At 66.1% G+C, this 13,599-nt stretch carries 11 protein-coding genes; 3 read left to right on the forward strand and 8 right to left on the reverse strand.

What is annotated here, in order from left to right; translation table 11 throughout:
* Positions 1-5: 5 nt before the first annotated feature.
* The 3 genes from folP to RH858_RS14395 form a co-directional block, all read right to left on the reverse strand.
* On the reverse strand, positions 6-2,519 hold the full coding sequence (gene folP, locus RH858_RS14385) for a dihydropteroate synthase (RefSeq protein WP_310562243.1): 2,514 nt from the start codon (positions 2,517-2,519) through the stop codon (positions 6-8).
* Positions 2,520-2,585: 66 nt separating this feature from the next.
* The gene (locus RH858_RS14390; RefSeq protein ID WP_310562244.1) at positions 2,586-3,353 is read right to left on the reverse strand and encodes a universal stress protein; all 768 of its coding nucleotides are present in this window, start codon (positions 3,351-3,353) and stop codon (positions 2,586-2,588) included.
* 2 nt (positions 3,354-3,355) lie between these two features.
* Positions 3,356-4,807 (reverse strand): APC family permease, encoded by a 1,452-nt coding sequence (locus RH858_RS14395; RefSeq protein WP_310562245.1) that lies wholly within the window; start codon positions 4,805-4,807, stop codon positions 3,356-3,358.
* A gap of 120 nt (positions 4,808-4,927) precedes the next feature.
* Here RH858_RS14395 and RH858_RS14400 point away from each other — a divergent pair, with 120 nt between their 5' ends.
* Together RH858_RS14400 and RH858_RS14405 are read left to right on the forward strand one after the other, a co-directional pair.
* Positions 4,928-6,313, forward strand: a complete 1,386-nt coding sequence (locus RH858_RS14400; protein WP_310562246.1) for a serine hydrolase — start codon at positions 4,928-4,930, stop codon at positions 6,311-6,313.
* Positions 6,314-6,339: 26 nt separating this feature from the next.
* Complete coding sequence (locus RH858_RS14405; RefSeq protein WP_310562247.1) at positions 6,340-6,948, forward strand: peroxidase-related enzyme; 609 nt, start codon at positions 6,340-6,342, stop codon at positions 6,946-6,948.
* A 54-nt stretch (positions 6,949-7,002) separates the two neighbouring features.
* On the opposite strand, the gene RH858_RS14410 is transcribed toward RH858_RS14405, so the two are convergent.
* The 4 genes from RH858_RS14410 to RH858_RS14425 all read right to left on the reverse strand — a co-directional run bounded on the left by RH858_RS14410 (position 7,003) and on the right by RH858_RS14425 (position 11,440).
* Entirely contained in the window at positions 7,003-7,779 is a 777-nt protein-coding gene (locus tag RH858_RS14410) for an aldolase/citrate lyase family protein (protein WP_310562248.1), read from the reverse strand.
* A gap of 77 nt (positions 7,780-7,856) precedes the next feature.
* Positions 7,857-8,033 carry a hypothetical protein gene (locus RH858_RS14415; protein ID WP_259536329.1) on the reverse strand — a complete coding sequence of 59 codons (177 nt, stop codon included), beginning with the start codon at positions 8,031-8,033 and terminating at the stop codon, positions 7,857-7,859.
* A gap of 142 nt (positions 8,034-8,175) precedes the next feature.
* Positions 8,176-9,228 carry a phosphotransacetylase family protein gene (locus RH858_RS14420; RefSeq protein WP_259536406.1) on the reverse strand — a complete coding sequence of 351 codons (1,053 nt, stop codon included), beginning with the start codon at positions 9,226-9,228 and terminating at the stop codon, positions 8,176-8,178.
* Positions 9,229-9,292: 64 nt separating this feature from the next.
* On the reverse strand, positions 9,293-11,440 hold the full coding sequence (locus RH858_RS14425) for an acetate--CoA ligase family protein (RefSeq protein WP_310562249.1): 2,148 nt from the start codon (positions 11,438-11,440) through the stop codon (positions 9,293-9,295).
* A gap of 146 nt (positions 11,441-11,586) precedes the next feature.
* Between RH858_RS14425 and RH858_RS14430 the strand changes: the two genes are divergently transcribed.
* Positions 11,587-13,125, forward strand: a complete 1,539-nt coding sequence (locus RH858_RS14430; RefSeq protein WP_259536331.1) for a hypothetical protein — start codon at positions 11,587-11,589, stop codon at positions 13,123-13,125.
* Here the strand turns inward: RH858_RS14430 and RH858_RS14435 are convergent, their stop codons facing one another.
* Positions 13,126-13,545: a CBS domain-containing protein gene (locus RH858_RS14435; protein WP_259536332.1), complete on the reverse strand. Its 420-nt coding sequence runs from the start codon at positions 13,543-13,545 to the stop codon at positions 13,126-13,128.
* Positions 13,546-13,599: the final 54 nt, after the last annotated feature.

Below are 13,599 nucleotides of genomic sequence, written 5' to 3' on the forward strand. Positions count from 1 at the left end.
GGAACTCACCACCTGTCGCTCTGTTTCGTCCCCTCGCGGGTTGCGGCCGCGACGTTCACGGCGGCGACGTTTTCGGGGACGTCGTGGACGCGCACCACGTCAGCCCCTCGATCCGCTGCGATCGCGGTCCCGGCGATGGTCTCGGCGTACGCCTCGCCCGCCTCCCCGCCGGCGCGTTCGAACATCGACTTGTGAGAGTGTCCCACCAGTACCGGACAGCCAAGCGCCTGGAACTCCTCGATGCGGTCGAGCAGTTCGAAACTCTCTTCTGGTGACTTTCCGAATCCGAGTCCCGGATCGATCACGACGTTCTCCCGGGGAACCCCCGCCTTCTCGGCGAGCAGCACCCGCTCGCGGAGGTCGCTCAGTACGTCGTCGACGACGTCGTCGTACTCGACGTGTTGCCCCGGAACGACCGGCGCGTCGACGCTGTGCATCACCACGACCGGGACGTCCCGGTCTGCCGCCAGGAAGCGCATCTCCGGATCCTGGAGTCCGGTCACGTCGTTGAGAACGTCAGCGCCCGCATCGAGCGCCGCCTCGGCAACGGCGGCCCGGCGACTGTCGACCGACACCAGCGCGTCGACCTCCGAGACCGCCTCGATCACCGGAACCACGCGTCGAATCTCCTCCTCGGTCGAGATCGGTTCGGCGCCCGGCCGAGTCGACTCGCCGCCGACGTCGACGACGTCCGCACCGGCCTCGACCATCGCCTCGGCCTGGGCGACGGCGTCCTCGAGGTCGTAGTACTCGCCCCCGTCGTGGAACGAGTCCGGCGTGACGTTCAAGATCCCCATTACTGCGGTCCCGTTCTCCCAGGGATAGGTTGGGTCGTCGACGCCGGAAGTTTGCGTTCCGCTTTTCGGTTCCGGTTCCGATTTGAGACGCCGACGCAGTTCGGCTGCGATCGTCGGGAGCCCGACGCGGTGGCTCTCGAGGGCGTCGATCAACCGGTCGAACTCGAGACGGGTCCCCGACAGGACAACGGACACCCGTTCGCCCGATTCGACATCCGAGACGCCACACTCGCCGCCGGCTCTGAGGAGTTCGGTACGGACCGTCCGGGCCTCGCCGGGCTCGAGCCGTGTGCGAACGACGTGGTGTGTCATCCCGTCGGCCAGGCGATCGGCCGCGGATGGCGCAACGTCGGCGTCGGCGAGGAGCCGTTCGGCATCTGTACGGCTCTCGACGCGCGTCGGTATTTGAAGCCGCGTGTACGCCGATCTCGCCTCACGGACGGCCGACAGCGATCCAGTGAGCAACACGGCGTCGTCGTCGCCGGCACGTTCCCGGGCGTCGGCGAACGCCTGCGGGATCGAACTGGCCGTTTCGACGACGGTCTCCCGGTCGACGGTGGCCTCGGTCGCCCTCGCGAGGACGTCGGCGTCGGCGGCCCGTTCGAGGTCCGCCTCGCAGACGGTCACGCGCGCGGCGTCGGGCAGCGCTGCGGCCATTCCGGCGTGATCTTTGTCGTGCATCGCCGCGAACACGATCTCCAGGTCGTCGTACGCGAACGTCGAGAGCGTCTCGGCGACCGTCGCGCACGCGTCGGGGTTGTGGGCGCCGTCCAGCACCACAAGCGGTGACTCGGAGAACACCTCGAAACGTCCCGGCCAGTTCGCCCGTCGGAGCCCTCGATGGAACGGGGTGTCGGAGCGCCCACCGTCGCTTTCTCCCGGTTCGGCGACCGAATCGAACCCGATCACCTGGCCGGCCAGGGCGACTGCGACCCCGGCGTTTGTGGCCTGGTAGTCACCCAGGAGAGGGATCCGTGCCTCGAACTCCCACCCGTCGCCGACGATCGACACCGCCGATTCCTGACTCGAGACGCGACCCTCCGGCCGCACGACGACGTCGCGGTCGGCCTCGACGCCGACGGTGAACAGCTCGCCTGCAACCTCTCGGAGCGTTTCGAGGGCGTCGCCGCTCGCGGCGGTGACGAGTGGGGCGTCGACAGGCGCGACGGCCGCCTTCGTCCGGGCGATCTCCTCGACTGTGTCGCCCAGCACGTCGGTATGCTCGAGGGACACGTTCGTCACACAGGAGGCGATCGGGTCGACGGCGCTGGTCGCGTCGTACTCGCCCCCCATCCCGACCTCCAGGACCGCGACGTCGACGTCGGCGCGTTCGAACTGCCACAGCGCCATCGCGGTGACGACTTCGAAGAACGTAAGCGGATCGTCGGCGGGCGATCGGTCGATCAGCCACGGCCGGACCTCCGAAACGAACTCCGCCATCGCGGCGTCGGCCATCGGCCGCCCGTCGATCCGGACCTCCTCGCCCAGGTCACCCAGATGGGGGGAGGTGTACAGTCCGACAGTGTTCCCTTCCGCCCGGAGGATCGATTCGACCATCCGCGCGGTGCTTCCCTTGCCGTTGCTCCCGGCGATCTGGACGCTGTCGAACGACTCCTGGGGGTTCCCGAGTTGTGCGAGCAGTTCCATCACGGAGTCTGTGCCCGGATCGATGGCGAACCGGCGGAGGCCGAAAAGGAAATTCGCCGCCTCGTGATAATCCATATCTCCGAATCCGCTGGCATCCGTTTAGCAGTAACGGACGCCGCCGACGCTTCCGCTACTCGTCGTTCACTGGGGCTCGTCGCTGCTGTCCTCACCAGGATTTCCGTCAGACTCCGCTTCGGGACGCTCCCGCTGGACGACGATCACCGGGCCGAGGAACCGCTCTGCCACCTGTTTGGCCCGCATCCCGAACACGAACGTCGCGATCGACGGGTCCGACTCCCCCATCACGATCGCGTCGTATTCGTCTGCGGCGTCGGCGATCGCTTGCTTGGGATCCGTTCCACGGCCGATACGTGTCCGGATCGCACGCTCGTCCATCCCCAGTTCGACCAGGCGATCGGCGACGCCGTCCAGAAGCGTCTGGACGTCCTCGTCGGTTTCGTCTTCGGCGGCGAGATGGAACAGCGTCACTGCGACACCTGTCTCCCGGAACAGCCCCGCTACCACGCGGGCGATGCGGTCGACGCCGACGGTTCCGCGCACGGCGACGAGCACGTCCTCCGGCGGGCCGGTCGCCTTCGGAACGAGCGCGGCGATACAGTCGTGTTCGTAGATCATTCGGTCGATCGTCGTTTGCCCGTCGTGGGTGAACACGAGCCTGGTCTCGACGGTCGCCCCGGCCTCCTCGAGCATCTCCTCGAACTCCTCGAGCCGCTGTGTGGCGCGCTCCTCGAACTGCATCCGCGCCTGGCCCGGGGCGGTCTGGTCCGGGATGACGTGATAGCCCAGTAGGACGACGTGGGCGTTCGCGAGCAGGCCGGGCACGCCCTCCGGGATCGATTCCCCCTCGAGGATTTGGATCGGAACGAGTACGTTGGGTCTGTCTGTCATGGTCAGAAGTCTCCTTTGAGTTCGACGGTTCCGGCGTAGTACCAGTACCACATGTACGAGAGGATCATCACGCCGATGCCGATGACGATCGAGGCGGGTTGCATGAAGACGATCAGCCCGAAACTGGCGACCGCGCCGACGCCCGGCAGGACCGGGAAACCGGGCATCCGGTAGCTCGGTTCGTACCAGGACGGGCTCCGTCGCCGCAGCACGATCACTGCCACGCAGATCAGTCCATACATGATCAAGTGGAGGAACGAAGCCACCTCCGCGAGCACCTCCACCTGCCCGGTTGCGGTCAAAAGCAGGATCGGACCGCCGGCCGCAAGCAGCGCGACGTGTGGGGTGCCGTACTTGAGGTTGATCTCGCTTGCCTTCCGGGGCAACAGCGCGTCGCGGCTCAGCGCGTACACAGTGCGGGAGGCGCTGAGGATCGAGGCGTTCGCGCTCGAGAACGTTGCCAACAGCCCCGCAAACAGGATCGCGACGGCGCCGGGCAGCCCGACGAACTCCCGGGCCACCTCGACCATCGCCGTCTCGCCGAACCCGGCGAGTTGCTCCGCGCCGAACGCGCTGGTCGCAACGAAGATCGTCGCCACGTAAAAGACCGTCACGACGATCACCGAGCCGACCATCGCGAGCGGGAGGTTCCGGCTGGGCTGTTTGATGTCGCCGGCGACCGTCGCCACCTGCGCGAACCCGAGATAGGAGGTGAACACGAGCGCAGCAGTGGTCAAAACCGGCAGATATCCCCGGGGGAAGAACGCTTCTGGCACTGACTCTCGGCCGAAGACGCCCACCGCGTCCAGCGCACCGTACGACAGGAAGACCGTCAAGATTACGAGCAGGATCCCGACGACCGCGTTCTGGATCTTGGCGGTGTTTTCGGTCCCGCCGATGCTCAACGCGGTCAACGCGACGGCAAACAGCAATCCCAGCGGAATCACCGGGCTGACCGGGAGCCCGATGCCGACCTCCGCAAACACTGCTGCGGCGTAGTGGCCGAGCCCGACCAGGTAAAAGGCGGACGCGAACACCAGCCCGAGCCACAGTCCGAGTCCGACGATCGCGCCGTACGCGGTGCCCATGCTCCGGGAGACGAAGTAGTACCCCCCGCCGCTCCGGGGCATGGCCGTCGCCAGCTCCGAGGCCGGTAAGGCGACCAGCAGGGCGATCACACCGCCGATGGCGAAAGAGAGGGCTGCCGCCGGTCCCGCATTGCCCGCGGCCAGTCCCGGGAACACGAAGATCCCCGCGCCGATCATCGTGCCGATCCCGATCGCCAATCCACCGGCGAGCCCGATCGTCCGCTCGAGTTCGACGTCGTCGTCGTGAACCGTGGCGCCTTCGGTGACTGCCTCTGGTTCGTCTTCGGGCCGGACTCCCTCGACGTTCGCCCCCGACCCGGCGACCTGTTCCCCATCGATCGGCACCTCGACGTCCCGATCGGCCATAGTACAAACATCACACGAGATGCAGATAAGTGTGCCGTCGAACCCGGATTCGAACCGGTCGAACCGGCCGTCTCCCCCGGTACGCGGAGTTTGAAGTCGGCTGGCCGCACGGATAGCGATATGGCCGAGCTATCCATCGACACCCAACGCGAAATCGCGTCGTTCGTCCGCGAGTGGATGAGCGAGGCGACCGTTCCGGGAGCGAGCCTCGCTGTCACCGACTGCGACGGCGTCGTCTACGCCGACGGGTTCGGTTCGCGTACTCTCGCGAGCAACGCGCCGGCGACGCCGGCGACGCTCTACGGGTTCGGCTCCGTCACGAAGTCGTTCACGGCGCTTGCCGTGTTACAGGGGGTCCAGAACGGCTGGTTCGACCTCTCGGACTCGATCGCCGACCACACGCCGGCCTCGTTCGACGGCGCCGAGGAAGTGACGCTTCATCAGCTGCTGACACACTCCTCGGGGCTTCCGTCCCTGGGGACCAGCGAGGTGCTGATCGCGCGTCAGGGCGGTGCCGGGGAACACGGGATCCCCCTCGGCGACATGGACGACGTTTACGCCCACGTCGACGGCGCCGGGGACGAACGGGACGCACACAGCGAGGGACTATTTATGTACAACAACGAGGCGTACGTCCTGCTCGCCGACGCGGTCGAACGAGCCAGCGGTCGGCGGTTCGCCGACTACCTCGACCGGGGAATTCTCGACCCCCTGGGCATGGAGCGGTCCCGACTGCTGACGGGTACCCTTCCCGGACAAAACACTGACGGAGAGGACGCTCCGGACGTGATGACGCCGTACCGACCGGGGGAGGACGGCCCGGAAGCGGCGTCCCTCCCCGTCCGGGAACTGAGTCACGGGCCGGGTGGGCTCTTCGGCACCGTCGAGGAACTCGCCGCCTATCTGCGGTATCACCTCTCCGGTGGCGAACCGCTTCCGGACGGTACGCAACTCGTCGGTCCCGCTCTGCTGGCCCGGGCGCACGAGGGCCACGTCGACACTCCGTCAGGGCCGTACGGCTACGGCTGGCGGACCCGCGAGATCGCCGGCACACGACTGGTGGGCCACGGCGGATCGATCATGGTCTCGACCGCATACGTCGGGTTTCTCCCCGAGGAGGATCTCGGCGTCGCGGTCGCCTGCAACGTCGGCGCTCGACCACACCCGACCCAGGTCGCGGAAGGGATCGTCGCTATCCTACAGGACGAAGACCCCGCCGAAGTCGTCCCGTACTACGCGTACCGCGACCGGATCGATCCGCTCGTGGGGAGCTACGAGGCGTACGCTGGGATCCGGGAAGCGACCGTCGAAGAGCGCGACGGCGTGCTCTGGGTGACCCTCGAGAACGGGATCGACGAACGGACCGTCGCACTCGTGCCCGAAGATCTCGAGGAGTGGCAGTTCCGGACGCGAACCCGGGGTGGCCGGCAGTCGGTAGTCGAGTTTGTCGAAACCGACGACAGAATCGACCTGTTCCTCGAACGGCTCCGTCTGCACCAGATTTGAAGGGTTGGTGTGGCGAACCACCGATCATGAGCGGTTCCGAACCGACACTTTCCGACGACGCACAGCGCAACTTCCCGGTGCCGGAGTTCGAGGACCTCCCCGCGGACCTACAGGAACGCATCGCCGAGGAGACCGCCGACGCCGGCTTCACGCCGAACGTGTTCGCCGCGCTCGCATATCGACCGGAACATTTCCGGCCGTTCGTCGACTTCCACGACGCGATCGTCGAGGAGAGCGCGCTCGACCGGGCGGAAATCGAGATGATCGTCGTCGCCGTCTCGGGGGTCAACCACTGTCTGTACTGCAACGTCGCCCACGGCGCGCTGTGCCGGATCTACGCCGGTGATCCACAGCTCGCTGAGCAGCTGATCTCCAACTACCGTACCGCCGACGTGAGCGACGCCCACCGGGTCATGCTCGATGTGGCCGTGAAACTGAGCGAACAACCCGCGTCAGTCACTCGCGAGGATCTCGACCGCCTGTACGACGCCGGATTCTCCGAGGCGGAAGTGTGGGACGTCGGCGTCGTCGCGGCGTTTTTCAACCTCTCGAACAGGCTCGCGACGTTCGCCGACTGGCGGCCCAACGACGAGTTTTACGAACTGGGACGGGTCAAACCCGACGGCAGCGACTGATCGGAACCCGAGAACTGACGGAGGAACACCCCGCCGCGTCAGCAACCTGCTCTCCTACTGTTCCTCCAGAAGGTCCCTGCTGTGGGCGAGCGCCTCCGTCGCCCCGTCGACGACGTAGAGCAGATCGATGCCGGCGACGAGGTAGTCGACGCCCCACGCGAGCCGTTGCTCGCGTTCGGTCGCGTCGGTGGCTAACGTCCCGATGGCGACGTCGTTTTCCCTGGCCGCAGCAAGTGCCCGATCCACCGCGTTTTGAAACCTGTCGGTGTCGTACTCGCCGAGCTGCCCCATCGACAACGAGAGGTCCATCGGCCCGACGAACACGCCGTCGATCCCGTCGACGGCAGCGATCTCGGCTGCGTTGTCGATCGCCTGCTCCGACTCGAGCTGGACGTGAAGCGCGAACGCGTCGTCGTTGGCCTCGACGGCCTCGGCGAGCGAGAGACTGTATCCCGTCGATCGCGCGGGTCCGATCCCCCGGCTGCCGGACGGCGGGTACCGGACGGCGCGAACGATGCGCTCGGCCTGTTCGGAGGTGTCGACCATCGGGACGAGAATCGCGTCGGGACCGAGATCGAGTGTTCGCTGAAGCGTCGTGGGGTCGTCGTCGGCGACGCGGACCATCGTCTCGGCGTCGCCGTTGGCGGCGTCGATCGCCCGGAGCATCTCCGCTACGGTCTCGTCGGACATCGGCGAGTGCTCCGCGTCGACGACCACGAAGTCGTACCCGACGCTCGCTGCGAGTTCGGCCGTCGACGGGTGTGGAATGAATCCCCAGCTTCCGATCAGTGCCTCTGCCGTGGCGCCGGCATTCTCGAAGCCTGGTTCCATACTACTCTCCCCGAGAGGGGGGCACTATAAAGTCTCGGCCCGGCCCTCGGGCCGTGTCGAGAGATAGCAGAAACCGCTTACACCTCGCTCGTCGAGGTCCGTCGTCTCCCGAACCGACCGGGCGGGGTCGGACCTTGCGACTCGCCGCAGGCGGGACAGATCGGATAGCCGAGGTCGTCGTATTCGACCGACCGTCCCTTGAACGCGGCGGTGCAGTTCCCACACCGAAGGTTTGCTTCCCAGACGAACTCCATGAGCGTGAGATAGTCACGAAGCCCAATAGGTATGGGCCGCCTGAAGCCGATCGAGTTTCTCCGAGAGAACCAGCCCGCGTTCGCAATCGACCCCGTCGGAGTCTGGCGGTAATGTGACGTTACCGACCGTCGCTGTGACGGTTCACTCGAGGAGTCTGTCGGCGTCAGCGTGTTCGCGCAACAGTCCCCGCATCACTTCGACGGTCTCCGGCGACCGGGTACGCCCGCTACGCACGACGTTTTCGGCGCGCTCGATCGCGGTGAGCGTGTCGGTGTTCAGCGCGAGCACTGGCATGCCGGCTTCGGTGGCCTTCCCCAGCACGGCACTGGACGGGCGGTGACCGCCGGTGAGCACCAGACACCGCACGCCCGGCGCCTCGAGGGCCGCCGTCTGGACGTCGGAGCGATCGCCGCCGGTGATCACTGCCGCGTCCCGGGCGCGTCTGAAGTGGCGGAGCGCAGCATCCCCGCCCATCGCGCCCACCAGGAACCGCTCGACAAAGGCGTCACCGGGCACATCCGTGAGCACGTCCGCGCCGAGTTCGTCCGCCAGATCGTCGACGGTGACCCCGGACAGTTCTTGCACCTCGGGGATCGCGCCGAAAACCTCGACCCCCTCCGCTTCGAGGAAGGGGATCGCGTCTCGTTCGAGCCCGTCGTAGGCGGCGTCGTCGACAGCGTTGAAGATGATCCCGGCCAGTCGGTCACCGAACGCGTCAGCCGCCCCCAGCAGTTCGTCGAGATCGCCCGGCTCCTCGTAGTCCGCCACGAGAACGACGCGGGCGTCGAGCAGCTCCGCGACGTCGACATCGGTCAGATCGATGACGCCGCCGGTCGTGTACCGACCGCCGCCCTCGATAAACATCAGGTCGTGTCCGGATCTGAGGGAGTCGAACGCCTCCCGGACGCGGTCGCGCAGCTCTGTGGGGTCCTCGCGTCCCTGGATCGCCCCCTCGATGAACGTCGGCGAGTAGACGACCGGCTCGAGGTCGTGCATTTCGGCCTCCAGCCCCAGCAGTTCTCTGGCCAGCATCGGATCCGTATCGAGCGTCTTGCCCACTTTGCTTTCGAGGCGGGTTCCCTTCGGCTTCATGTATCCGACCGAGCGTTCCTCCGTTGCGTGGGTCGCAAGCGCCAGCGTGACTGCCGTCTTTCCGGTCACGTCGTCGACGGCCGAGATCAGGATCGTCTCGATCTCGCCGTCCCGGTTCGACGCCGTGGTTTCAGTTTCGGTACCGCCGTTTTCCGTCGGTGTGTCGTCAGTCATTGTGTTCCGCCTCTAGTTGCTCCGGATCGACAGTAAGTGCGATGTCGACGGCCGTAACGCCCGTCGTCTGCTGTTCGTCGTCCGCGTCTCCCGTGGCTTCGGGAAGCGCGACCAGTGGATTGATGTCGAGTTCGAGGATCGCCGGGAAGTCCGTCACGAGCTGTGAGAGCCGCTGGACAGTCTCGACGATGCCGTCAACGTCGACTGGGTCGCGTCCGCGAGCGCCGCGCAGCAACGGTGCTGTCTTCACCTCCTCGGTCATCTCGCGAGCTTCCGATTCCGCGACCGGCGCAACGCGGAAGGCGGTGTCTTCGAGTACCTCCACGAAGATCCCGCCCAGTCCGAACATCAACAGCGGCCCGAACTGTGGATCGCGGTTCATTCCGACGATGGTCTCGATGCCGTCCTCGAGGTCGACCATCTCCTGAACCTGAACCCCGAGGAGATCCGCGTCGGGCTGGTAGTTGCGCGCCCGAGTGACGAGATCTTCGTACGTGTCGGCTACAGCTTCGTCTTCGACGCCGACGGCGACGCCGCCGATGTCGGATTTGTGAAGGATGTCCGGCGAGACGATCTTCATCACCACCGGCCCCTCGATATCGCGGGCGACCGACTCCGCTGTGTCGGGGGAGTTTACGATGTCGCCGTCGGGGATCGGAATACCGTAGGCGTCGAGGAGGCCCATCGCCTCCACGCCGAGCCGGTTGTCGTCGCGGCCACGGACAGCGCCGAGTATCTCCCGTGCGCGTTCTCGGTCGACGTCGAACTCCGTCGACGCTTCGTACTCCCGTTCGGTGATGCGTTTGTAGCGTGCTAACGCATCGAGACTCGAGACCGCCCGTGCCGGATCGAAATACGAGGGGATCCCGTACTCCTGCAGTTCCCGTCCGGCGGCCCTGGCGTCGTCCCCACCCATCAGACAAGTGGCGATCGGGAGACCGGTGTCGGCCTGGACGTCCGCGGCCGCCTCCGCGAGGTCGTCGAAGGAAAGCACTGCGGTCGGCGCCGACAACACCAGCGCCGACCCGACGTTGTCGTCGGCGAGCACGATCTCGAGCGCCTCCCTGAACCGGTCGATGTCCGCGTCCCCGATGATGTCCACCGGGTTGTGGATGTTCGCCTCCTCGGGCATCGACTCCTTGAGCCGGTCGGTGGTTTCCGGGGTGAACGCCGCCATCGAGAGGTCCGAGTCCCCGATCGCGTCGGTCGCCATCACGCCCGGCCCGCCGGCGTTGGTGATCACCGCGACGTCCGCGGTCTCGGGAAGCGGCTGTCCGGCGAGCACTCCGGCGTAGTCGAACAGCTCCTGAACCGACTCCGCGCGGAGCACCCCCGCCTGATCCAGCCCGGCCTCGTAAGCCCGGTCGGAACCCGCGAGCGTCCCCGTGTGGGATGAGGCGGCCTGCGCGCCAGCGCTCGTCCGGCCCGACTTGACGAGCACGACCGGCGTGTCGTTCGTCACCTCGCGTGCAGTGTCGATGAACTCCCGGCCCTCCTCGATCCCCTCGAGGTAGCCGATGACGACGTCGGTCTCGTCGTCGTCCCCCCACGTCCGGAGGAAGTCCGTCTCGTCGAGCACCGCCTTGTTCCCCAGCGAAACGACGTCCTTGAAGCCGATTCCCTGATCGTTCGCCCAGTCCAGGACCGCGGTGATGAACGCGCCAGATTGGCTCATAAACGAGAGCCCGCCGGGAATCGCGTTTTCGGGGCCGAACGTGGCGTTCATGCCCGACGGTGTAGACATGATCCCGAGGCTGTTGGGGCCGACGAGGTTCAGTTCGTACTTCTCGGCGATCTCCTGTAGCCGCCGTTCGCGCTGAGCGCCGTCGGCGCCAGCCTCGCCGAAGCCGGCAGTGATGACGACGACGTTTCGAACGCCCGCCTTCCCACACGATTCGATCGCGTCGATCACGATCGAGGGCGGGACGACGACGACCGCGAGGTCGGCGTCGGCGTCGTCGACGTCGCCGACCGCGGTGATGCCGAGCACCTCGTCGTAGTTTGGATTCACCGGAACCACCTCGCCCTCGAAATCGTCGAGGAGGTTCCGGGTGATGGCCCGGCCAATCGATCCCTCTCGGGGTGTGGCGCCGACCACCGCGACCCGGTCTGCCGTGAATAGTTCCGATACGACTCCCATCTTTAGAAGCTTCGCAATCCGAGGTTAAAAGCCTCCTGACGCCGAAGAACTTCAGCATCGATGATTATACGTTCGTCGAACTACGGCGGTTTTCGACGGGAGCCGCCGACTTTAACCGTTTGTCCCGTCCCAGTGGGGACGTACGTATGAGCGAGGACCTCGCGGAGTCGGTTCGGGACGTGCTCGAGGTCGATCCCGAAGCGTTCCGCTCGCGTGCGGCCGCCGACGCGGAAGTTGTAAAGGAAGCCATCCACGAGGGGACCTTCGACAACCACCAGTCGATCGTCGGTCTCGAGTACGAATTCTACGCGGTCGCCGACGGACGCTGGTCCGGGGAATCACAGGGTGGGAAGTACGCGCTGATGCGGGTCCCGCGCCGATTGCTCGAATTGATCGGCTTCGAGAAGGAACTGGGGCTGCACAACGCCGAGATGACGACGAACCCACAGCCGTTCAACGCCCACGGGTTGCGGGCACAGGAGGCGGAAGTTCGTGCCCGCCTCGAGGCCGCGTTGAACTGTACGAGCGCCGAGGGGATGCGGCTCGTCAGCGACGGGATGTGGACGATCCCGCCGGTGGGCGAGACCGCACGAGAGTATCTCACCGACAGCGTCACCGACAGCGGGATCCGGATCGCGACGAACATGAGTCGTGCGGTGCGGTATCACGCGATGGCAAACCAGACGGGCGACGGCCGGACAGTTTCCGTCGACGCACCGCTTGTCGATCTCTCGGCGGACACCGTGATGCCAGAGAGCCTCATCACCTCGATCCAACCACACTATCAGGTGAAGCAAGCGGTTGACCTCGCCCTCGTGTTCAACTACGCTCTCCGGGTTGCCGGCCCGTTGCTCGCGCTGTCAGTCAACACCCCGGTGTTCCCCCCGGACCTGTACGCCGACGGCACCTCCGGCGATGACGTCCTCGCGGACGGGTGGCACGAGAACCGGATCGCCGTGTTCGAATCGGTGCTCAACGCCGCCGCAGACGCCGAGAAGGTCCGATTCCCGAGAGATCTCACGGACGTCGAGGAGGCAGTCGATCGCGTCGCCAACGACGAGCCGTTCGTTCCGATGCTGCCGTCGTCAGGGGACCGGTTCGACGACTCCTTTTCCACCCTGCGGGAGAAACACGGCACCTACTGGCGGTGGGTTCGTCCGGTGTTCGACGGCGCGACGAGATCGGAAGCCAACGCGCGAATCGAATTCAGGCCGATTCCCGCACAACCGACGGTTCGGGACACGACCGCGGTGCAGGCGGCATTCGCTGGTCTGATGGAGGCGCTCCCCCGCCGGGAGCATCCGATCCGCGAACAGCCGTGGGAGAAGGCGCGCGAAAACTTCTATGCCGCCGTCCGCGACGGGTTCGAGGCAGACATGGTCTGGATCGACGCAGCCGGGGAGACGGTCACCGACACCGAACAGCTGTTCGGAGACCTCCTCGATCACGCGGAGATCGGTCTCCACGCTGCCGGCTGTAGCGAGCGCCAGGCTGAAGAGATCCTCCGACCGCTCCGGTTCCGGGTGGAGTCCGGGAGGACGCCCGCTGGCTGGAAACGCGAAAAGATACGCGAGTGGATCGAATCCGGTCGTTCGCTGAGTGCCGCGATCCAAGGAATGCAACGCGCGTACATCGAACACCAGGTCGACACGTTACTCGACGGGTCGTTCGAAGAGTGGATCTGATCAGTACTCCGGCCGCTGTGCCCGGAGCACCTCCGCGAGCTGTTGTTTCTCGTCGGCGATGAGTTCGATCAGATCGTCTGCCGAGATGATGCCCACGAGCTCGCCGTCCCGGCACACGGGTAGCCGCCGAATGCCGCGATCACTCATACGCGCCGTCGCCTCGTAGAACCCGGCGTTCCACTCGATCGTACACAGGTCCTCGGTCATCACGTCAGAAGCGGTGGCCGCCGTCGGATCACTCCCCTCCGCGAGGATCCGTACGGTCAGATCGCGATCCGTGACGATGCCGACCGGCTCGGTTCCGTCCACGATGACGACGCTGCCGACGCTCTCGTCCCGCATCGTCGTTGCGAGCTGGGTCGCCGACGTGTTCGGTTCGGCCGTCACGACGTCGCTTCTTGCGAGATCGTCCACTGGCATGTTGTGTTCCCTCCCCCAGGTGAACGACGACTGGGTACCTTAATAAATTATCAT

Source organism: Halalkaliarchaeum sp. AArc-GB (assembly GCF_031432225.1).
Taxonomy (GTDB): domain Archaea; phylum Halobacteriota; class Halobacteria; order Halobacteriales; family Haloferacaceae; genus Halalkaliarchaeum.

Excerpts from the sequence above, each read along its gene's own strand:
- RH858_RS14405 (WP_310562247.1), top strand. The coding sequence starts at position 6,340 with ATGAGCGGTTCCGAACCGACACTTTCCGACGACGCACAGCGCAACTTC.
- RH858_RS14395 (WP_310562245.1), bottom strand. The coding sequence starts at position 4,807 with ATGGCCGATCGGGACGTCGAGGTGCCGATCGATGGGGAACAGGTCGCC.
- RH858_RS14400 (WP_310562246.1), top strand. The coding sequence starts at position 4,928 with ATGGCCGAGCTATCCATCGACACCCAACGCGAAATCGCGTCGTTCGTC.
- RH858_RS14425 (WP_310562249.1), bottom strand. The coding sequence starts at position 11,440 with ATGGGAGTCGTATCGGAACTATTCACGGCAGACCGGGTCGCGGTGGTC.
- RH858_RS14435 (WP_259536332.1), bottom strand. The coding sequence starts at position 13,545 with ATGCCAGTGGACGATCTCGCAAGAAGCGACGTCGTGACGGCCGAACCG.
- RH858_RS14430 (WP_259536331.1), top strand. The coding sequence starts at position 11,587 with ATGAGCGAGGACCTCGCGGAGTCGGTTCGGGACGTGCTCGAGGTCGAT.
- folP (WP_310562243.1), bottom strand. The coding sequence starts at position 2,519 with ATGGATTATCACGAGGCGGCGAATTTCCTTTTCGGCCTCCGCCGGTTC.
- RH858_RS14410 (WP_310562248.1), bottom strand. The coding sequence starts at position 7,779 with ATGGAACCAGGCTTCGAGAATGCCGGCGCCACGGCAGAGGCACTGATC.
- RH858_RS14390 (WP_310562244.1), bottom strand. The coding sequence starts at position 3,353 with ATGACAGACAGACCCAACGTACTCGTTCCGATCCAAATCCTCGAGGGG.
- RH858_RS14415 (WP_259536329.1), bottom strand. The coding sequence starts at position 8,033 with ATGGAGTTCGTCTGGGAAGCAAACCTTCGGTGTGGGAACTGCACCGCC.